Raw genomic sequence first — 21,561 nt, forward strand, 5'->3', positions numbered from 1 at the left:
GCGCACATTCCAGTCTGAACTCGGGGGTGAAAGTACGTTTGGTTTTCTTGTTCATTAAGTCACCTGTTTTGTGTTGAGGTGAGAATATCACCTTTAATCAGGTGGCCAAACTTACTGTGCCACTACATTTATTGAAAAAACATTGCGGTTCTGAAAACCATTTTCAGGCTTTTGAGATTGGGCCAGGAACGGCGCAGGCAACGGAAAAACTGCTGCATATGGGCTATCAGGTTACTGCAATTGAACCCGGCCCGAATTTGGCGATGAAGTTAAACAAACGGCTGGAAGGTTATCCGCAGAATTCATTTACGCTAGTCCATTCCACCTTTGAAGATGCTAAATTGCCAACGAGTTACTTTGATTTAGGTATTGCCGCAACGTCTTTTCACTGGGTTGATCCTGCAAAGGGACTCGAAAAGGTTTTCCAACTTTTACGGTCTGGAGGATGGTTTGCTATGTGGTGGACTGTTTTTGGTGATCCATCCAACATGGACGCTTTTATGCAGAAAACTAATCACTTATTTGCCCCCCTGAGCACCAGCCCTTCGCATAAGGCTGGCTACCGTCACCCCTATCCATTACAAAAAGACGAAAGGATTAACGATCTGAAAAAATCCGGATTTACCGAGATCCTCAGCGAGGAGATCAGATGGGCGTCTCAAATGGATGTCAGACGAACAATCCAACTCGTATCAACATTCTCTCCGGTGGCTCGCCTGAATGAAACGGAGCGTTCAACATTTCTCTGTGAGATAGAGAGAATCATCAATAACGATTTCGGTGGCACGGTTAAGCGCAATTTCGTTACTGCTATTTATCTTGCCAGGAAGCCGGAGTAAAAAACGAGACGTTTATGCGCTCAGGAAAATAGGCTGGTGGGCATGTGACTTTGCTGGAAGAGGAGGAAAGCGGAACCTCCTGCCAGATCGTTAAATCGGAAAATTTAGAGATTTGACAGAAGGTTAGCTGAGAAGGTTACGCAACGTTACGCGTGTGTCCAGCCAGGACGGCCAGCGCATCGCTATTCTCAATCGTGATATATTTACCTTTCACCGCCAGCATACCGCTTTTCTGGAAGCGACCCAGCAGGCGGCTGATGGTTTCAACCGTCAGGCCGAGGTAATTCCCGATATCGCCACGGGTCATCGTCAGACGGAATTCGCGCGGAGAAAAGCCTCGCTGGGCAAAACGGCGGGACAAATTGTAGATAAAGGCCGCCAGGCGCTCTTCAGCATTCTTCTTCGACAACAGCAGGATCATGTCCTGGTCGCCTTTGATTTCGCCACTCATCAGACGCATCATCTGCTGACGCAGGTTCGGCATTTTACCGGACAGGTCATCCAGGGTTTCGAAAGGAATTTCGCATACCATTGACGTTTCCAGCGCCTGGGCAAAGCTTGGGTGATGACCGCTGCCAATTGCGTCAAAACCAACCAGGTCACCCGCTAAGTGGAAACCGGTGATTTGCTCATCGCCTTGTTCGGTAATGGTATAGCTTTTTATCGTTCCGGAACGGATAGCATAGAGTGACTTAAGCTCGTCACCTGCTTTAAAGAGCGTTTGCCCCTTTTGGATAGGCTTTTTGCGCTCGATGATGTTATCGAGCTGGTCAAGCTCATGCTCGTTAAGTGTGAACGGGATGCAAAGCTGGCTGATGCTGCAATCCTGGCAATGGATAGCACAACCGCCAGACTGAATGCGCCGTATAATTCGCTTTTCCGGGATCATAGGTCTGCTCAAGCCGTAATTGATATTTGTCAATTTTAACATCTTTTTGGTGAGCACGTAAGCCTGAGCTACTCCCAATAGAGAATAATTCAGGCATAAGCGAGTTGAATGTTTGTATCTATATGATTAACCGTACTTTATTTGTGGGTGTATTGTGTGGAAGTGTGATGAATAAGGCATTAATTGCCTGGATTCTAGAGTAGTAGATAGCCTTCATGGCGCAATAACCACTCTTTTCGCTGCACGCCACCCGCATATCCAGTCATTGTACCATTCCGTCCAATCACGCGGTGGCATGGGACGACGATGCTGACAGGATTGGAACCATTAGCTGCGCCAACGGCTCTGGCGGCACCGGGGCGCCCCAGCTGTTCAGCCAGTTGTCCATAATGCATGACCTGCCCGCAGGGGATAGTACGCAACGCTTTCCAGACCTCGCGTTGGAAAGGGGTTCCCGCGGTTGCGGTTTCAAGCGTGTCTATAATGCTGAGATTTCCCGCAAAATACTCTGCCAGCTTATCGCTTAGCCCTCCGGGGTTTTTGGCAGCAATACGCTGATAACCCTCAGAACGATAATGAATATCCAGCAATTGCTCCATACGATCGCGATGTTGATCCCATTCAACCGCACGCAGGCGAAATTGCTCATCACAAATTACCCACAACGGGCCAAGGGGCGTTGCAATGGTGTCTTCAAGTAAGTTCAGCATCCGTTTCTCTCATTACTGGCGGGGTTACACATTATCATGTCAGTGATAGTTGCAGCTATACCCCCAAAAACGGATCTTAACTTGTGGGGGTAATGGAATGTCGAATGGTGCGTTATTGGAAATAACCGTAAACCGTTGTCGGTATAATAGTGCGCGGTTATGATAATGACCGTCGCATAATCGCTGGAGGATGAAACATGAACCTTGATGAAGCATCGCTGTTTCTTGACGCCATGGGGGATGTTCAACCACTGAAGGGATGCGCCGATGTTCACTGGCAGCCAACGCGTAATCTTCGCGTCCCGGCACGTATTGATACGCTGCAGCTGGATAACTTTCTCTCGACAGGTTTTCTGGATATCGTCCCGCTGAGCGTTCCACTGGCGTTTCGTCGCGAAGGGCTACAGCATGGCGTGACTGACAAGCTGCGAACCGGGAAATATCCGCAACAAGCAAGCCTTAATCTTGTGCGGCAGCCCGTTGAAACCTGCCGCCAGATGCTATTTAGCTTTATTTTACAGGCGCAGCAGGATGGGTTACGCAACGTCCTGGTGATTCACGGTAAGGGGCGTGATGATAACTCCCATGCCAACATCGTTCGTAGCTATGTCGCACGTTGGTTAACGGAGTTTGATGATGTGCAGGCCTTCTGCGCCGCACTGCCGCATCATGGCGGCAGCGGGGCATGTTATGTAGCGTTACGTAAAACGGCGCAGGCGAAACAGGATAACTGGGAACGCCACGCTAAACGTAGTCGCTAAACAGGGCAGTCATCAGGCAGCCAGCACTCTGTTTCTGCCTTCATTTTTGGCTTTGTACAATGCGTCGTCCACGCGCTTAAATAACTCATCAATACTTTCATTGGCTTCGTGTCGCGCTACACCAATACTGACGGTAAAACGGGGAAGGCCAGGGAGGCTCACCTTGGCTACCGTCGCGCGTATGACTTCAGCCAGATTAAGGGCTGCATCTAAAGACGTGCGTGGCAAAAGCAGTACAAACTCTTCTCCCCCCCAACGAAAAACCAGATCGTCTTTTCTTGCACAGGATTCCAGGGTGCGTGCCAGCGCGCAAAGTACATCATCCCCTTTTAAATGCCCGAAAAGGTCGTTAATGCTTTTAAACCGATCGGTGTCGATTAGCAGCAAACTGTAATCCTGCGTTAACGATGTTGTGTGTGTCTGCTCTGGCTCAGTTATCTGATAAAAATGCCGCCGGTTGAGTAACCCGGTTAACGCGTCATGTAAGGCGGCGCGTTCCAGTTCCAGTTCCAGACGTTTTTGCTCGGTAATATCGTGAACAATACACAGCATCAGCTTATTGCCGTAGATTTCGATAGGACCGGCATAGGTTTGTACGTGACGGGTACTTCCATCGGCAAGTCTGTGGACAAAATGTAAGGGCTTATGGCCGCCAGGCAGATGCGCAATCTTATGCATTACCGGCAATATATGGCGCCCCAGCATATTGATTTCCCAGGTATGCTTCTGACACATTACGTCATGATCATAGCCATAGAAATGCAGGGCACTGAGGTTTGCATCCACAATCAATCCGTCGCGTGACGGATCGATAAGCAACATTGGTGCTGAGTTAGTCTGGAAAAAACGGGCATAGAATCCTTGTTTTTTCCGCTGATAGGTGGCAGAGCGGCTGGCTTTCAGACCTTGCGCTGTCGGTGTTTCAATGCCTTCATAGAGGATAACATCACCTATATCCTGAAGCGTCCTGATGGACAAACGACAGGCCAGCGCGATTTCCTCGCTTTCGCGGTAAACCGTGAGGATCTCCACAATGTCATGATGATTGCGCAAATCACTGAGATACATAGGTAAATCATTTTGTGCGTGCGTGGAGAATGTGCCTTTTCTGAGAGGGGGGAAACCCGGGGCCTGCATCAGTTCCCGTGCAACGGTATTGGCGAACACCAGTTCTTCGGTATGTGGCGAAACGATCCAGACCGGAATGGTTAATAAATCCAGTGAATGCAGCTCGTTTATGCTCATCGATAATCCCGTTATCTTCATATGCTGTGTTGCCGGTTTATTGGCGAATTTTTTTAATTATGCAATCTCACAATGTTATTGATTGTCGGTGAGACAAGGGTTGTACCGTTGGTTTTACTGTTGTGGCGTTTTCAGTTTGTATCAATTCATAGATTTTATGTGCTGGCAGCGGTTTCGCATACAGGAAGCCTTGCAGCACACCGCAGCCCATCTGGGTTAACAGCGCTTCCTGCTCCTGGGTCTCTATCCCCTCCGCCACAACGCACATATTCATAGAGTGCGCTATGTCAATAATAGTAGACACGATTTTTGTATTTTTGCTGTTCTCACTAATATCTTTGACAAATATTCTGTCTATTTTTAATTCTCGCGCCGGAAGTGATTTCAGCATCAATATATTTGAATAACCGGTGCCAAAATCATCAATAGAAACGGTGATCCCCAAATCGGCAAACGCGTTCAGGACTTCCACGCTGCGTTTTAAATTTTTAAGTGCCGTACTTTCAGTCAGTTCCAGCGTGAGATGTGCAGGTGAAAGCTGATATTGCGCCAGGGCGTTGCAGACTATATCGACAATATCAGGTTGTTCAAACTGGGCGGGTGACAGATTAACGGCAAGGGTCCACTCCGTGTGGCCTTGTGACTTCCATTGATATAACTGGCGGCATGCCTGCTGGAGAACCCAGGTGCCGACAGGAATAATCAACCCCGTTTCTTCAAGTGCGGGCAGGAATTCAGCCGGCAGCAGAACGCCGCGTTCAGGATGATGCCAGCGTAACAACGCCTCAAAACCTGTCAGAGAGTGATCCCCGGCGGTGTATTTAGGTTGATACCATAATTCGAATTGATTCCGCTCAAGCGCTTGCGACAGTTCCTGCAAGAACGTTGGCGGCGTATCGGCGATAGCCTCCATCTCTGGGGAGTAAATCGCCCAGCCGTTTCTGCCCGCCTGTTTGACATGATACATCGCAGTATCGGCTTTTACTTTTAGCTCATGTAACGTTGAGCCGTGTTCGGGATAAAGACTGCTTCCCGCGCTTAACGAAACACGAATGGTATGTCCAAACAGTGTAAAAGGTTCTTTGACGGCGCTGGCAATGCGGGTCATCAGTACCGAAATTGCTTCCCGGTTGCTGTTTGGCACCAGCAGGATAAATTCATCACCACCCAGCCTCGCCAGCGTCATGGTGTCATCAAGACAGCTGTATATGCGTTGCGTGCTGGCGATAAGCAACTGATCGCCAATGTGATGGCCCCAGGTGTCGTTTACGATTTTGAATCGGTCAAGGTCGATAAAGACCAGGGCGAAGTGCTGTTGATGCAGTTTGGAATGACGCAGGCAGGTCTGTAAGCAGGCGTCTATTTGCGTTCGATTGGCAAGGCCGGTCAGCGCGTCGAAGTGGACCTGATGCTCAAGCTGGCAGTTCAGTTGATGCAGATTATCGGCCAGTCTTGAGGTACGTAGCTGAGAATCCACCATCGAAATGACCAGCATAATACCCAGAATCACCAGCGTGACGGCGCAGACCCAGATAGAGAGTTCCAGTGTGCTCAGCCCATCATGTGCGGTGTGTCCGAAATGAGTGAAGGTGGCCGCCCCCATCCCGGTGTAATGCATTGAGGCAATCGCCAGTGCCATTACCAGAGCGGCAATAAGTCGGTTTATTAATGCGCGTCGGGTATTTTGCCGCAGATGAAAAGCTAACCACAGGCCGATCCCAGACGCAATAATGGCAATGACCACAGAAAGTAAAATGAGTGAAAATTGCCAGCGGATAGCAACATGTTCAACGATAGCGACCATACCAACGTAGTGCATGGCCACAACACCAGTGCTTAATAGGCTTGTTGCAACAATAAGCCGCCTGGTCGAAAGCGTTTGACCTGATATTGCAATATTGATGGCAAGCGTCGCGGAAATGAGAGCGATCAAAAAAGAAAATGCCGTGAGCGAAAAGTGATAATTAATCGGCATGCTCATTTTCATGGCCAGCATGCCAATAAAATGCATCGACCAGATCCCCATCCCCAGCGTTGCACCGCCAGATAAACGCCAGAAAGTCGATTCCCGACGACTGGAGATCGCCACTTTCCCTGCGCTATCGAGGGCAATAAACGAAGCAATGAATGCGACAACAAAGGAAATCCCAATCAGTACAGGGTCCCATGACACGTGCAACATCTTACTACCCATCGATAAAAAACCGTGATGATAAATCTAGCAGATTCTATCCAGTTAACCTGGTAAAACCCGGCGCGTTCTTATTTTCCTGTCAGCAGTATTAGTCTGAGCCGCTATAGCGGTGGAATATGTGATGTTCGCTTATGAAAACATTCACCATATTTATGGTTTGGTGTATTTTTGTTCGTATTGTGCACTGGGTGACAATAGTCTGGCAACTGGCGTGAATGCCAGCTTATGCGGGATAAACAACCAGACTAATGTAAACTGGTAGTGTGATAGTGTGCTTTAAGTGAAAAGGCGACATGCTCTCATTGAAAATGGAACTTTCGGTATCGCGGAATGGCAATCTGCATTGCAGGTGCTATAAAAAATAATACTCCGCGTTATTCTTTGGCAGGCAGGATTAAAATGTTAAATAATATAAGCGTCAGGACGTTTATTATTTTATTTCTGGTATGTACCGTAGTGGTCCTCAATGTTGTAGAGGTAATATTATCTGCAGGGTTTGATGTCATTATTGGCACTGATGTGGTTTGTACTATTTCACTATTATATTTATGGTGGTATATGACAAAATATCTCGTCGTGCCGATTAATACGGTAAAAGAAAGCATTGAAGAGGTGACCGCAGGGAATCTGGCGATGAGTATTCCTGAGTTCGGTAATAACTGTGCAGGCAGACTTATTCCGGGAATTAACAGTCTGGCGAGTAATATTTCTACGTTAGTCAGTGAGATCAGAACCTCTTCGCGGACCGTGATGACGCTTTCCGAACAGCTCGCAGAGCGTAGCGCCGAATTGTCCGTAAAAACAGAACAGCAGTCTGGCGCGTTAATGCAAACAGCTGCAAATATGGATGAGATAGCGGTTAGTACGCGCAATAATGCAGATAATACGCAAATGGCGAGCGCCCAGGCAAATATTGCGACACAATCTGCTCGCCAGGGGGGCGATTTAATGGTGCAGGTCGCCACCAATATGCGCTCGATCACCGACTGCGCTCAGCAGATGACTGAAATTATCGCGTTAATCGATGGTATTGCATTTCAGACGAATATTCTGGCATTGAATGCGGCGGTTGAGGCGGCGAGAGCCGGCGAACATGGCAAAGGTTTTTCTGTCGTTGCAGGTGAAGTGAGAATATTGGCACATCGTAGCGCAGAAGCGGCAAAAAGTATTAAACGGCTTATCGATGAAACGCATTACAATGTCCAGCAGGGTGCGGCGGTTGTACGTGAAGCCGAAAAGAACATGCAGGATATTGTGGGTGGTGCTGGGCAGCTAAATCAGCTGATGGCGGAGATATTAACAACCACACGGGAACAGGAAAACGGGATCACCAGAATTACCCAGGCTCTGACCGAACTGGAAAACGTGACGCAAAGTAATGTCAGCATGGTCGATGAGTTATCTGATTCGTCCGGCATCCTGAAAAGTCAGGTGAATGATCTTCTGTCACGCACACATAAATTTCGCTTAAGTAACAACATATCTGTTGAAACAACCACGCTTTTGCATCGAGATTCCCCCGTCTCCGGACTACGTCAACGGGTTAAATACGGTTCTTCATTTTAATATTCAACATCCGCGTGGAACAGCGCCGAACCCGTCGGCGCTTTTTATTTTCTTGAACACTTTTATGAATCATTTCAGCATAATGGGACAATGCGATATTGCTTAACATATACTGAAGGCTAGACTAACAAAAAGTTTGAATGTTTATGGAGGCGCTGTGGAAGCCATTAAGGGAACCGAAGTTAATGTGCCGGATGCCGTGTTTGCCTGGCTGCTGGATGGTCGCGGTGGCGTGAAACCGCTGGAAGACAACGATGTTATCGACAGTGCACATCCGTGCTGGCTGCATCTTAATTACACCCATTCTGATAGCGCGCAATGGCTGGCGACAACGCCTCTGCTTCCTAATAATGTGCGTGATGCACTGGCGGGAGAAAGTACTCGCCCGCGCGTAAGCCGGGTAGGGGAAGGGACGCTGATTACGTTACGCTGCATTAATGGCAGCACCGACGAACGCCCTGACCAGCTTGTCGCCATGCGCTTATATATGGACGAACGCCTGATTGTCTCAACGCGTCAGCGTAAAGTGCTGGCACTGGATGATGTGGTGAGTGACTTGCAGGAAGGGACGGGACCGTCTGACTGTGGTAGCTGGCTTGTGGATGTTTGTGATGCCTTAACCGATCATGCCAGTGAGTTTATCGAACAATTGCATGACAAAATTATCGATCTGGAAGACAACCTGCTGGACCAACAGATCCCGCCTCGCGGCTTTCTGGCATTGCTGCGCAAACAACTGATAGTCATGCGGCGCTATATGGCCCCTCAGCGCGATGCTTATGCGCGCCTGGCGAGTGAACGTTTACCGTGGATGACTGACGATCACCGACGTCGGATGCAGGATATCGCCGACAGGTTGGGAAGAGGGTTGGATGAAATCGACGCGTGCATCGCCCGGACGGGCATCATGGCGGATGAAATTGCTCAGGTTATGCAGGAGTCTCTGGCGCGAAGAACCTATACCATGTCGTTGATGGCAATGGTTTTTCTGCCCAGCACATTTTTAACCGGCCTGTTTGGCGTCAATCTCGGGGGGATTCCCGGTGGCGGCTGGCAGTTTGGTTTTTCACTATTCTGTATTCTGTTAGTTGTCCTGATTGGTGGTGTTACTTTATGGTTGCATCGTAGTAAATGGTTGTAACAACTACATTTTTTAGCGACTTTCGTGAGTGAAAACGGCTAAATTTTTGAGCGAGGTCAATAAACCATCTACCTATTCGGGGCAATATCTCTCTCGCAGGTGAATGCAACGTCAAGCGATGGGCGTTGCGCTCCATATTGTCTTACTTCCTTTTTTGAATTACTGCATAGCACAATTGATTCGTACGACGCCGACTTAGATTAGTCGGCTTTTTTTTGCCTGCAGGAAACCAGCGTCTACCCTAAAAGGGTCAGTCTGATTCACTGGAGGGTAATATGATCTGCTTATTCGCCCCGTTGCAGTTGCAACGCCCCCATTCCGATACTGTCCCCACCGACCCGGTTCCGATTCCCGACTCGATACCTCGTCCGCAACCAATGCCGGACCCGTCACCGGATGAAGAGCCGATTAAATTGTCGCATCACGGGCGCAGATCTGCGAGGATACGCGCCTGCTGAATGTGAGTTTTTACCGCGAGATTAAATTGTGACCGCTTTTTCAACCCTGAATGTTTTGCCTGCCGCCCAACTCGAGAATCTTAATGAGCTGGGTTATCTTGAAATGACGCCTGTTCAGGCTGCCGCGTTGCCGGCAATCCTGGCAGGAAAAGATGTTCGCGTGCAGGCAAAAACCGGCAGTGGCAAAACGGCCGCGTTTGGTCTTGGCCTGTTACAGCATATTGATGCTGCGCTGTTTCAGACTCAGTCGCTGGTACTGTGCCCAACACGCGAACTGGCTGACCAGGTCGCGGGTGAATTGCGTCGATTGGCGCGTTTTCTGCCAAATACCAAAATTTTAACGCTGTGCGGTGGTCAGCCCTTTGGCGCTCAGCGTGATTCTCTGCAACATGCCCCACACATTATTGTTGCCACGCCGGGGCGTTTGCTCGACCACCTGCAAAAAGGCACCGTCTCCCTTGATGCGTTGAATACGCTGGTGATGGATGAAGCCGACCGGATGCTGGATATGGGATTTAGTGATGCGATTGATGATGTGATCCGCTTTGCGCCAGCGTCACGTCAGACACTGCTGTTTTCCGCAACCTGGCCGGAAGCGATTGCCGCGATCAGTGGTCGCGTACAGAACAACCCGTTAACGATTGAGATTGATACAGTCGATGCGTTGCCAGCGATTGAACAACAATTCTTTGAAATCTCCTCACACGGCAAAATTCCGCTGTTGCAAAAATTGCTTAGCCAGCATCAGCCGGCATCATGTGTGGTTTTCTGTAATACCAAAAAAGATTGTCAGGCTGTTTGTGATGCACTGAACGCAGCAGGGCAAAGCGCATTATCGCTTCATGGCGATCTTGAGCAACGCGATCGGGACCAGACGCTGGTACGTTTTGCCAACGGCAGTGCTCGTGTGCTGGTTGCCACTGATGTGGCGGCGCGTGGCCTGGATATTAAATCGCTCGAGCTGGTGGTTAACTTTGAACTGGCATGGGATCCGGAAGTTCATGTACACCGTATTGGACGTACTGCCCGTGCGGGTAACAGTGGTCTGGCGATTAGCTTCTGTGCGCCGGAAGAAGCGCAACGTGCCAACATTCTGTCCGAGATGCTGCAACTGAAGCTGAACTGGCTACCTGCACCGGGTAATGGCTCAATTCTGCCGCTGGAGGCGGAGATGGCGACGCTGTGCATCGATGGCGGTAAAAAAGCGAAAATGCGGCCTGGTGATGTATTGGGGGCGTTGACCGGAGATATTGGTCTGGACGGGGCAGATATCGGCAAGATTGCTGTGCATCCGGCGCATGTCTATGTGGCCGTTCGCCAGTCTGTGGCGCATAAAGCGTGGAAGCAACTGCAGAACGGTAAGATCAAAGGCAAGAACTGCCGGGTTCGTTTATTAAAATAAATGCCCGTAGGCGTGCCTGATGGCGCTCCGCTTATCAGGCCTACAGCGCTTGTGCACGTTGTAGGCCTGACAGAGGTTTACTTCACTTCCACCACGTTCAGACGCAACTCATCTAACTGGTTTTCATCTTCTTCCGGCTGCCAGCCTGCTGGTTGCAGTGGGATCTCTTCACGATCGAATGCCAGATCACCGCCATCTACCACTTCTGAGCCGTGTTTGATGCCTTTAAAATCGAACAGATTAATATCGCTCAGGTGAGAAGGCACCACATTCTGCATCGCACTGAACATCGTTTCAATACGACCTGGATAGCGCTTGTCCCAGTCACGCAGCATATCCGCGATCACCTGACGTTGCAGGTTAGGCTGTGAACCACACAGGTTGCACGGAATAATCGGGAAGCCTTTCGCTTCAGAGAAACGCTCAATATCTTTTTCGCGGCAATAGGCCAGCGGACGGATCACAATATGCTTACCATCATCGCTCATCAGCTTCGGTGGCATACCTTTCATCTTTCCGCCGTAGAACATGTTTAAAAACAGTGTTTGCAGGATGTCGTCGCGATGGTGTCCCAACGCAATTTTGGTGGCACCTAATTCGGTTGCCGTGCGGTACAAAATGCCGCGGCGCAGACGGGAACACAGAGAGCAGGTCGTTTTGCCTTCAGGGATTTTATCTTTGACGATCCCGTAGGTGTTTTCTTCGACAATTTTATACTCAACTCCCAGTTGTTCCAGATACTCCGGCAGGATGTGCTCCGGGAAGCCCGGTTGTTTTTGATCCAAATTTACGGCGACCAAAGAGAAACTGATCGGGGCGCTTTGCTGCAAATTCCGCAGGATTTCCAGCATGGTATAGCTATCTTTCCCACCGGAAAGACACACCATAATGCGATCGCCGTCTTCGATCATATTGAAATCGGCAATAGCTTCACCCACGTTACGACGCAGGCGTTTCTGTAATTTGTTCAGGTTGTATTGTTCTTTCTTGCTAATATCTTGATTTTGCGACATTTAATAGAGGCTCAATTCGTAGTGTGGCATCAGAAGAGTATGCATCACGCCGGATAGTCCGGCAAAAAAAGTCTGATATAAAAACTGTGGCGTGTATGGTACGGATAAGCGGGAAAAATGTCAGCACATTTAGGTCAGGAATCGCGGGGTAAACGAGGGAGAAACAAAAAGCCCGCAACGGTGTGCGGGCCAGACAGCTTAGCGGACTACCAGTACCGAACACTCTGCATGGCGAACCACGGCTGCGGCGTTTGAGCCCAGCAGATAAGTGGTGATGTCCGGTCGGTGTGAGGCAATAATGACCATATCGGCCGGTAATTTTTTCGCGATCTCCAGGATTTTATCTTTCGGCGCACCTTCAGCAACGTGAACATGCACTCTGTCCGTTGGGATATTGAACTTCTTGATAATCTCTTCCAGTTGAGATTTCGCTTCGGCTTTCAGATCGTCCATGGCCGGTAACTCTGCCGAGTAGGCCAGTCCCAGGGAAGCATAATAGGGCAGTGACGGAATAACGGTCAGAAAATGCACCTGCGCATCGTCAATTTTTGCCTCTGCTTCAACATGGGCAATAACGCGTTGAGTTAATTCTGAGTCTGAAATATCGATGGGTACAAGAATCGTTCTGTTCATAAAACCTCCTGTTTAAGTATCCACGTAAAGCTTACCGCGTAATGGCACTTTATGTACAATGACAAAGATCACATTTTGGCATCACTTTATTTTGATTTCAGGAAATTTCCCTTTTATAACTCCATCATAAAATCGGCCCTTGGAGACCACGCTCAGGAAATCTCGAAAAATACGCGCCGGGACATGTTGATACTGCAATGTAGTTAGTTGATGAAAGCGAATTTCAAGTGTGCGCGAGGATTCGTCATAGCCGACGGATGCAATACGGGATGATTTAACGGGGTGATGATTCATTGCAGGTATCCTCTACTACAGGTATTAATGCAAGATATCATCTATCAAAGGTGTGTTTTAACGCAACAGATATAACGTTTTGATCTGGATAAAACAGAATTGCTATTAATGAAAGGATAGCCCGCTGTTGCCAGCGGGCTGACAGAGACAGATTAGAACTGGTAAACCATACCCAGTGCCACAGTGTCATCGGTAGAGATGTCGTTGCCAGCGTAGAAACTGTCATCTTCGTCCAGCAGGTTGATTTTGTAATCAACGTAGGTGGAGAAGTTTTTGTTGAAGTAGTAAGTTGCACCTACATCAACGTATTTAACCAGATCTTTGTCGCCAGTCGTTCCGTTCGGGTTGCCTGCATTGCCTGCCAAAGAAAGGTCTTTACCTTTAGACATCAGGAAAGAGACTGCCGGGCGCAGACCGAAGTCGAACTGGTACTGTGCAGTCACTTCGAAGTTCTGAGTTTTGTTTGCAACAGTATAATCGCTACCATTTGAGCCGCCATACGGGGTCATATTACGGGTTTCAGAATACATGGTTGCTAAATAGATGTTGTTCGCGTCGTATTTCAGACCGGCAGTCCACGCATCCGCTTTGTCGCCGCCAGCAGTGGATTGATTTACCTGCTCGTTTGTACGATCGGAAGAGGTATATGCTGCACCGAAGCTTACACCCATACCCAGATCGTAGGTAGAGGAGATACCGAAACCATCACCGTTGGAATGTTTCAAATTACGGCCATCGTTGTTGGTACCTTCCTGGCCATTCTGGTTTTCATTCTTACCCTGATATTGCAGCGCAAAGTTCAGACCATTAACCAGACCGAAGAAGTCGGTATTACGGTAGGTTGCTACACCGTTAGCGCGGCCGGTCATAAAGTTATCTGAGTAAGTGTAGGAGTCACCGCCGAATTCCGGCAGCATATCGGTCCAGCCTTCTACGTCGTAAAGTACGCCATAGTTACGACCATAATCGAATGAACCGTAATTGCCGACTTTTAAGCCTGCAAATCCCAGACGAGTCCAGGCGTTAGAACCTTCAGATTCAGTGCTATTAGCCTGAACCTGATATTCCCACTGACCATAGCCGGTGAGCATATCGTTAATCTGAGTTTCGCCTTTGAAGCCACCACGAACATAAGTCTGATCGCCATCGCTGCCTGAATTATCAGAAAAGTAGTGCAGGGCATCTACTTTACCGTAGAGATCTAACTTGTTGCCGTCTTTATTATAAACTTCAGCAGCGTGAGCAGCGCCAGCAGCTAACAGTGCAGGAATTACGAGTGCCAATACTTTTCTGTTCATTGAAATAATCCTTTAGTTTTTTTATTAACCTGTGACTACCCGTGTAGGGAGTAAAAGCATGCTAAAGGAGAAGTTCCGTAAAGAGATAAATATGAATTGTTACGTCTTAAGTAAAACCTTAAATAAATAATTCTGTTGAAATGATGATAATTACCATGAATGTTTGATTGTGAAAGTATATAAAATAAAAATTATACAAGAGAATTTTATTGCGTTATTCTGCGCAGGTTATATGCCTTTATTGTCACGATTTAATTTATTTTCGTTGGTATGTTGGTAGGAATGCTCACTACCCAGCGAATAAATTGACAAGCCCGAACAATTGTTCGGGCTTTTTTTTGGACTCCAGGTTAATACCTAACTGAGCGTATTAATCAGTACTGCTCTTTTCTGCTTTTCCTGCCAATTGCGCCAGGAAATCGTAGCGTTTTTGCAAGTCAGCCGTTGCGTCTTTCCACAGTTGCTCCGCAACCTCGGGTTGTTGCGCATTCAGACGACGGAATCGTTGCTCATTAAGCAATGTTTCAGCCAGCGCGTCTGACGGTGGACGAGAATCCAATGCCAGCGGTAATTTGCCTTCGTCTACACGACGCGGGTCAAAGCGATACAATGGCCAGAACCCGGTTGCGGTGAGCTGACGCATCTGATCGTGACTCAGCGCGAGATCGTAGCCATGTTCTTCGCAAGGGCTGTACGCAATAATCAGCGACGGGCCCGGATAAGACTCCGCTTCCTGAATCGCTTTCACCGTCTGGTTTAGCTGTGCGCCCAACGAGATCTGCGCCACATATACATGGCCGTACATCATCATACTGACACCAAGATCTTTGCGGGCCTTGCGTTTACCATGCTCGCCGAATTTAGTCACGGCACCGAGCGGCGTGGCTTTTGACGCTTGTCCGCCAGTGTTGGAGTAACACTGGGTATCCAGTACCAGAATGTTAACGTTCTCGGTCAGGCTTAAAACATGGTCCAGACCACCAAAGCCTATGTCATAGGCCCAGCCATCACCACCAATCAGCCAGATGGATTTCTCCACCAGCGCATCAGCGTCGGTCAGTAACTGCTGTGCGCCTTCTACACCCTGCAGATGCTGGCGCAACGCTGCAACTTGCTCACGACGGACTTCTGGTGTTGCCTCCGCGTGCAGGGCGTCATTCAGCTCAGCCGGGATTTTATCGGCAAACTGTTCCAGTAAACGCATGACGCGCACACGATGCTGATCTACCGTCAGACGGAAGCCCAAACCAAACTCGGCGTTATCTTCAAACAGTGAGTTCGCCCATGCCGGTCCACGGCCATTAGCATCGGTGGTATACGGCGTTGAGGGCAGGTTACCGCCATAAATTGATGAACAGCCAGTGGCGTTGGCGATCAGCATACGATCGCCGTACAGCTGCGTAAGGAGTTTGATATACGGCGTTTCACCGCAACCGGAACAGGCTCCGGAATATTCAAACAGCGGGGTAATCAGCTGAGACGTTCGGATATCAATGCGTTCCAGCTTGCTGCGATCGATCTCCGGCAGATTGAGGAAGAAGTCATAATTCACTTTTTCTTCTTCAACGTGTTCAAGGCGAGACATCATATTGATGGCCTTGATCTCAGGATTCTGGCGATCTTTCGCAGGGCACACTTCGACGCACAGATTACAGCCGGTGCAATCTTCAGGTGCGACCTGCAGTACGTACTTCTGACCGCGCATATCGCGTGATTTCACATCCAACGAATGCAGGCTGGCAGGGGCGCTTTCCATCGCTTCTGGTGAGACCACTTTGGCACGGATGGCCGAGTGCGGACAGGCGGCAACGCAATGGTTACACTGTGTACACAATTCTTCTTTCCAGATAGGGATTTCTTCGGCGATATTGCGTTTTTCCCAGCGCGTGGTTCCCATCGGCCAGGTACCGTCTGGTGGTAACGCTGAAACGGGCAGGGCATCGCCGAGACCTGCGAGCATCGCTGCTGTCACGGTTTTTACAAAATCAGGTGCGGCATCAGAAACTACCGGTGGACGGTTGGCGCTGTGCGGATCAACCGGTTGCAGTGCCACCTCGGCGACGGATTCACGTGCCAGTGCCAGCGCCTGCCAGTTACGTTCAACCAGATCCTGACCTTTACTGCTATAGCTTTTGGCTATGGCACCCTGCAATTCAGCCAGGGCGCTGTCACCTGGTAAGATTTGCGTCAGATGGAAGAACGCCATTTGCATGACGGTGTTAATACGCGCGGCCAGACCGCACTCACGCGCGATTTTGGCCGCATTAATCACATAGAAACGGGCTTTCTTCTGATTCAGTACCGCCTGAACTTCCTGTGGCAGGCGAGTCCATACTTCATCCACGCTGTACGGCGTATTGAGCAGGAAAATACCGCCAGGCTTCAGACGTTCGGCCATTTGATATTTATCGATAAACTGCAACTGATGGCAGCCGACAAAATCAGCCTGCGATACCAGATACGCCGAACGGATAGGGTGCTCACTGACGCGCAGGTGAGAAACGGTCAGGCCACCTGCTTTTTTCGAATCATAGACGAAATAACCCTGCGCGTACCACGGCGTGGAGTTACCGATAATCTTGATATTGTTTTTGGTGGCCGATACGCTGCCGTCGCTGCCCAGACCATAGAACAGCGCTTCGAGCTTGGCGGTACCGGGCAGGGTGTTTTCTGGCAGAGGCAGCGACAAATTGGTGACGTCGTCATAAATACCGACCGTAAAACGCGATTTGGGCTTAGCGCTGCTCAGTTCATTAAATACCGCCATCACGCAGTCCGGGCCAAACTCTTTAGAAGAAAGCCCGTAACGCCCGCCAATGACGCGTGGTAATGTTTCCCGCTCGCCGCAGTTAAAGGCTTCTGCCAACGCGGTCATTACATCCAGATACAACGGCTCTGCCTGGGCGCCAGGCTCTTTGGTGCGATCCAGAACGGCAACGCTACGTGCTGTTTCTGGTAATGCCTGCAGTAAATGTCTGGCGGAGAAGGGGCGGAACAGCCGAACTTTCAGGACGCCCACTTTCTCTCCACGAGCAAGTAACTCTTCGACGACTTCTTCGCAGGTACCAATCGCGGAACCCATCAAGATAATGACACGCTCCGCCTGTGGATGACCGTAATACTCAAATGGCTGGTACTGACGACCTGTCGCCGTGGCGAAATCGTTCATCGCCTGTTCTACGTGATCGTAAACCGCGTTGTACCATGGGTTCGTCGCTTCGCGTGACTGGAAGTAAGTGTCCGGGTTGGCAGACGTCCCGCGAATAACCGGATGCTCTGGATTAAGCGCACGAGCCCGATGTGCATCAATTTCAGCTTGCGGCATCAGGCTGAGGATCGTGTCATCGGCCAGCGGCACAATTTTATTGATTTCATGCGATGTGCGGAAACCATCAAAGAAATGAATAAAAGGGACACGGCTTTTCAGCGTGGCGATTTGTGAAATCAGTGCGAAATCCTGCGCTTCCTGGACGCTGCTGGCGCAGAGCATGGCGCAACCTGTCTGGCGCACTGCCATTACGTCGGAATGGTCACCGAAGATAGAGAGTGCATGAGTAGCAATGGTACGCGCGGCAACGTGCAGCACAAATGGCGTCAACTGACCGGCCAGTTTGTACAGCGTTGGGATCATCAACAGTAGACCCTGCGATGAGGTAAATGACGTTGAGAGCGCACCGGTCTGCAATGCGCCGTGAACGGTCGCGATTGCGCCGCCTTCTGACTGCATTTCTACGACGCGAGGGGTATCTCCCCAGACGTTTTTAAGCCCGTTCCCGGCCCAGGCGTCTGCCTGTTCTGCCATCGTCGAACTCGGCGTAATCGGGTAGATGGCGATAACCTCGCTGGTACGAAAGGCAACCGAAGCAACCGCACCATTACCGTCAATTGTGATCATACTGACACCCTTACATTGCGCAAAAAGAGGGACACGCAAAACAGTAGCGAGTCCTGTAATTATCCTTTTATTTTAGCAAAAGGCTTTCAGGCACATTTTCGCTTTTGTGTCCCTGGAATAAACAGAATGAATGGTTTGATCAAAGGAGTAGCCAAAAAATTGCCAGAAAATGTAAACAGCACGCATAAATGCGCATTTTGCCTCTCGACGGCAGTGTTTCCGCTGCCTATTATTTATGGCTGTGTCGTTTGGTTAATATTCAGAGGGGAGTAAGATGCGCGCAGCGTTTTGGGTAGGGTGTGCCGCGTTGTTATTATCGGCTTGCAGCAGTGAACCTGTTCAGCAGGCAACGGCTGCGCACGTTGCACCGGGCATGAAGGCCGCAATGTCCAGCTCCGGAGAAGCCAACTGTGCCATGATTGGCGGTTCGCTATCCGTTGCTCGTCAACTGGATGGTTCTGCCATCGGGATGTGTGCATTACCCAACGGCAAACGCTGTAGTGAGCAGTCGCTTGCCGCCGGAAGCTGTGGGAATTATTGAGCCACTGCTTTTATTACATTAAATCCGCCAGTTTAAACGTCAACGTTTGTTCTGCCGTAGCCAGTGTTAACTGGTCAGCAGTCAGATCGACCTGTGCGCCTTGCTTAAACATCTCGCTGACGATGCCGTCGAGCGCGTTAAGCTGTGGATCGGCGCACATCATGCGTGTCATTGCCATGTCTTTCACTTTCAATTCTCCGTCGGACAGCTTGCCCTGACCGTGGAACTGATTACACATTTTTCCCGATACCGTCATATTTTCGCCGAAACTTAATTCGGGTGGGTTATTGGCGACGGTTACCGGCTTGCCATTGACGCTCTGTAGAACAAAACGGTGGTGCTGTAACTGTTCGCGATTGACGGAAATTTTTCCATTGCTCACACAGCCAGCCATAAGCATGCTGAGCGCAATCAGCGTGACAATTTTCTTCATTAACTTTCTCTACGTTCGTGACGGGATTACATTCATGATGATAATGATATCGCCAGATTTATCATCGGGGGTTATCTGAAAATGCTCCCCTGGAAGCAGGGGAGCGGTATGATTAGAAGAGGGCGTTCGGGCAGGTTTCGCCTTTGGCGATTTGAGCCAGATTCTGCAAGGTTGTTTCAGAAATGCTGGTCAACGCTTCGGCAGTCAGGAATGCCTGATGCCCGGTGAACAGGACGTTATGGCAGGCTGACAAACGACGGAACACGTCATCCTGAATCACGTCATTGGACTTATCTTCAAAGAACAGGTCACGTTCATTTTCATACACGTCCATACCCAGTGAACCGATTTTCTGGTTTTTCAGCGCGTCGATTGCTGCCTGAGAATCAATCAGCGCACCACGGCTGGTGTTGATGACCATCACGCCATTTTTCATTTGCTCAAAGGCTTCGTGATTGAGCAGATGATAATTTTCCGGTGTTAACGGGCAGTGCAGGGAAATAACATCAGACTCTGCAAACAGTGTTTTAAGATCGACATATTCAACCCCTAACTCAAGGGCGGCGGCGCTGGGATACGGATCAAACGCCAGCAGGCGCATACCAAACCCTTTCAGGATCCGCAGTGCAGCAATACCGATTTTACCTGTACCAATCACCCCGGCAGTTTTGCCGTACATGGTGAAACCCGTCAGACCTTCAAGTGAGAAGTTTGCGTCACGAGTACGCTGATAAGCACGATGGATACGGCGGTTCAGCGTCATCATCATACCGATTGCATGTTCGGCGACGGCTTCAGGTGAATAGGCAGGAACACGTACAACCTGCAAGCCCAACTCTTTCGCGGCGTCCAGATCGACGTTATTGAACCCGGCGCAGCGCAGCGCGATGTATTTCACACCGTGCTTTTTCAGCTCTTCCAGAACAGGGCGGCTGCCATCGTCATTCACGAAGATACACACGGCTTCGCAACCGTGGGCTGTTTTGGCTGTCTTTTCCGTCAACAAAAAGTCAAAAAATTCAAGTTCAAAACCAAAAGCCTCGTTAACCTGCTGCAGATACTTCTTGTCGTACTGTTTTGTACTATAGATGGCGAGTTTCATAAGACTTTCTCCAGTGATTTTGACGTCACATTAATCCAATTCAAATTATTTTACAAAATATAAAAAATTATTGATAGTCAAAGACGTAATGAAAAATTCCAGCGCATCTGTTGTTAGTGTGGGCAGGTTCTTCAATTTCAACAACTGATTTCACTCATGCCAGACTGCATGCGGTTTTTGGTTGTTTTTTGGGCCCATTTAGGCGGAGTCAGGTATGGATCAACGGTACGTCTTCACATTGCAGACGTACCGTTTAAAAAAACTCATCGAGCATCAAATGAAACTGCACTTTGTTACTGTCTGGGTGGGAAATACCATATGTTTGAAAAAGTCGTTGCTGTAAAGACAGTGAAAATTCCCCGAGACAACTCCAGAGGATCGCAAGGTCCTGGTAACGATCGGCAATACCTACTCGACCAACGTCAATACAACCCATCACGCGGCCATCAGCAAAAATAATGTTATCAAGCGAGAAGTCGCCATGCGTCACAACGGGATCGGGAGGAAATGGCAAACGGTCATGCATTGCATCCCAGACTTGTTCAGCAGACCAGTCATGACGTTCATCATCAAAATCATCGGTATCTACCAGACCGTTGACCATTCGTGTATGGGCTAATGAGAGACGAAACGGGTAGTCGCTGTTAAAAGGGCAGTGGCTGACTGGAATGGCATGTAATCGACGCAGGAATACTGCCAGCGCATCAACAATATCGCCACGGTCATCAGGATAGTCTTCCAGCATCTGAAAAGCGGTTTTTCCACTGATTGCTGTTGTCAGAAGCCACGCTTCATCAGCCGTACGGCTAAAATGATTGATGGTGGGCAGAGGCATATAGGCCTGCAGCCAGTTGAGTCTGACCATTTCATCGGTGATATCATTTGCAACGGTGCCTTTGCCATGCTTTAGAAATAACTCTGGCGCATCAGCCTTGCCATATAAGTGATAAATTGCCGCCCCGGACAGACCGACATTATTCCGCGCCCATTGATAACCTGCCAGTTCAGCGTCCAGCAGTGGGTTTAACGGCAGACTGGCGCATAGCGTTTCTCTTTGCGAATGATTCATACAACCCCTTTGTTTGGCAACAGACGCACAGCAGAGCATTCTAATCTCACTCACTGTAAATCTATCATTTTGCAATGT

18 protein-coding genes are annotated in these 21,561 nt (G+C 49.2%); 6 read left to right on the forward strand and 12 right to left on the reverse strand.

The features are described 5' to 3' along the window. Window positions 1-116: 116 nt before the first annotated feature. Window positions 117-839 carry a class I SAM-dependent methyltransferase gene (locus NNO03_RS03055; protein ID WP_271448774.1) on the forward strand — a complete coding sequence of 241 codons (723 nt, stop codon included), beginning with the start codon at window positions 117-119 and terminating at the stop codon, window positions 837-839. A 136-nt stretch (window positions 840-975) separates the two neighbouring features. On the opposite strand, the gene fnr is transcribed toward NNO03_RS03055, so the two are convergent. Next, complete coding sequence (fnr, locus tag NNO03_RS03060; protein ID WP_003020397.1) at window positions 976-1,728, reverse strand: fumarate/nitrate reduction transcriptional regulator Fnr; 753 nt, start codon at window positions 1,726-1,728, stop codon at window positions 976-978. 194 nt (window positions 1,729-1,922) lie between these two features. Continuing rightward, window positions 1,923-2,438 carry a methylated-DNA--[protein]-cysteine S-methyltransferase gene (gene ogt / locus NNO03_RS03065; RefSeq protein ID WP_121584698.1) on the reverse strand — a complete coding sequence of 172 codons (516 nt, stop codon included), beginning with the start codon at window positions 2,436-2,438 and terminating at the stop codon, window positions 1,923-1,925. Window positions 2,439-2,635: 197 nt separating this feature from the next. Between ogt and smrA the strand changes: the two genes are divergently transcribed. Then, on the forward strand, window positions 2,636-3,199 hold the full coding sequence (smrA, locus tag NNO03_RS03070; RefSeq protein ID WP_271448775.1) for a DNA endonuclease SmrA: 564 nt from the start codon (window positions 2,636-2,638) through the stop codon (window positions 3,197-3,199). Window positions 3,200-3,211: 12 nt separating this feature from the next. Here the strand turns inward: smrA and NNO03_RS03075 are convergent, their stop codons facing one another. Beyond that, window positions 3,212-4,444 (reverse strand): sensor domain-containing diguanylate cyclase, encoded by a 1,233-nt coding sequence (locus NNO03_RS03075; protein WP_271448776.1) that lies wholly within the window; start codon window positions 4,442-4,444, stop codon window positions 3,212-3,214. Between the two features lie 67 nt (window positions 4,445-4,511). Then, window positions 4,512-6,626 carry a bifunctional diguanylate cyclase/phosphodiesterase gene (locus NNO03_RS03080; protein ID WP_271448777.1) on the reverse strand — a complete coding sequence of 705 codons (2,115 nt, stop codon included), beginning with the start codon at window positions 6,624-6,626 and terminating at the stop codon, window positions 4,512-4,514. 411 nt (window positions 6,627-7,037) lie between these two features. Between NNO03_RS03080 and NNO03_RS03085 the strand changes: the two genes are divergently transcribed. The 3 genes from NNO03_RS03085 (at window position 7,038) to dbpA (ending at window position 11,205) form a co-directional block, all read left to right on the forward strand. Further along, complete coding sequence (locus tag NNO03_RS03085; RefSeq protein ID WP_271448886.1) at window positions 7,038-8,204, forward strand: methyl-accepting chemotaxis protein; 1,167 nt, start codon at window positions 7,038-7,040, stop codon at window positions 8,202-8,204. Window positions 8,205-8,361: 157 nt separating this feature from the next. Further along, on the forward strand, window positions 8,362-9,345 hold the full coding sequence (gene zntB / locus NNO03_RS03090; protein WP_005126644.1) for a zinc transporter ZntB: 984 nt from the start codon (window positions 8,362-8,364) through the stop codon (window positions 9,343-9,345). Window positions 9,346-9,831: 486 nt separating this feature from the next. Beyond that, window positions 9,832-11,205: an ATP-dependent RNA helicase DbpA gene (gene dbpA / locus NNO03_RS03095; RefSeq protein WP_061067981.1), complete on the forward strand. Its 1,374-nt coding sequence runs from the start codon at window positions 9,832-9,834 to the stop codon at window positions 11,203-11,205. 77 nt (window positions 11,206-11,282) lie between these two features. On the opposite strand, the gene ttcA is transcribed toward dbpA, so the two are convergent. The 5 genes from ttcA to nifJ form a co-directional block, all read right to left on the reverse strand. Continuing rightward, window positions 11,283-12,218 carry a tRNA 2-thiocytidine(32) synthetase TtcA gene (gene ttcA / locus NNO03_RS03100; protein ID WP_048211549.1) on the reverse strand — a complete coding sequence of 312 codons (936 nt, stop codon included), beginning with the start codon at window positions 12,216-12,218 and terminating at the stop codon, window positions 11,283-11,285. Window positions 12,219-12,416: 198 nt separating this feature from the next. Continuing rightward, window positions 12,417-12,851, reverse strand: coding sequence for a universal stress protein UspF (uspF, locus tag NNO03_RS03105; RefSeq protein WP_003833207.1), 435 nt, complete (start codon window positions 12,849-12,851; stop codon window positions 12,417-12,419). Between the two features lie 81 nt (window positions 12,852-12,932). Further along, window positions 12,933-13,145, reverse strand: a complete 213-nt coding sequence (locus tag NNO03_RS03110) for a KTSC domain-containing protein (protein WP_071887345.1) — start codon at window positions 13,143-13,145, stop codon at window positions 12,933-12,935. A gap of 152 nt (window positions 13,146-13,297) precedes the next feature. Beyond that, window positions 13,298-14,443, reverse strand: a complete 1,146-nt coding sequence (gene ompC, locus NNO03_RS03115) for a porin OmpC (RefSeq protein ID WP_271448778.1) — start codon at window positions 14,441-14,443, stop codon at window positions 13,298-13,300. Between the two features lie 370 nt (window positions 14,444-14,813). After that, the gene (nifJ, locus tag NNO03_RS03120; RefSeq protein ID WP_271448779.1) at window positions 14,814-18,338 is read right to left on the reverse strand and encodes a pyruvate:ferredoxin (flavodoxin) oxidoreductase; all 3,525 of its coding nucleotides are present in this window, start codon (window positions 18,336-18,338) and stop codon (window positions 14,814-14,816) included. A gap of 274 nt (window positions 18,339-18,612) precedes the next feature. On the opposite strand from nifJ, the gene NNO03_RS03125 reads away from it, so the two are divergent. Next, window positions 18,613-18,879: a DUF333 domain-containing protein gene (locus NNO03_RS03125; RefSeq protein ID WP_003020360.1), complete on the forward strand. Its 267-nt coding sequence runs from the start codon at window positions 18,613-18,615 to the stop codon at window positions 18,877-18,879. A 13-nt stretch (window positions 18,880-18,892) separates the two neighbouring features. Here the strand turns inward: NNO03_RS03125 and hslJ are convergent, their stop codons facing one another. The 3 genes from hslJ to NNO03_RS03140 form a co-directional block, all read right to left on the reverse strand. Then, window positions 18,893-19,312 carry a heat shock protein HslJ gene (gene hslJ / locus NNO03_RS03130; protein WP_048211553.1) on the reverse strand — a complete coding sequence of 140 codons (420 nt, stop codon included), beginning with the start codon at window positions 19,310-19,312 and terminating at the stop codon, window positions 18,893-18,895. 112 nt (window positions 19,313-19,424) lie between these two features. Then, window positions 19,425-20,414: a 2-hydroxyacid dehydrogenase gene (locus NNO03_RS03135; RefSeq protein ID WP_137381769.1), complete on the reverse strand. Its 990-nt coding sequence runs from the start codon at window positions 20,412-20,414 to the stop codon at window positions 19,425-19,427. A gap of 253 nt (window positions 20,415-20,667) precedes the next feature. Further along, on the reverse strand, window positions 20,668-21,483 hold the full coding sequence (locus NNO03_RS03140; protein WP_271448780.1) for an APH(3')-I family aminoglycoside O-phosphotransferase: 816 nt from the start codon (window positions 21,481-21,483) through the stop codon (window positions 20,668-20,670). Window positions 21,484-21,561: the final 78 nt, after the last annotated feature.

Origin of the sequence: Citrobacter sp. Igbk 16 (assembly GCF_028069755.1) — a bacterium.
In the GTDB taxonomy this organism is placed as follows: Bacteria; Pseudomonadota; Gammaproteobacteria; order Enterobacterales; family Enterobacteriaceae; genus Citrobacter.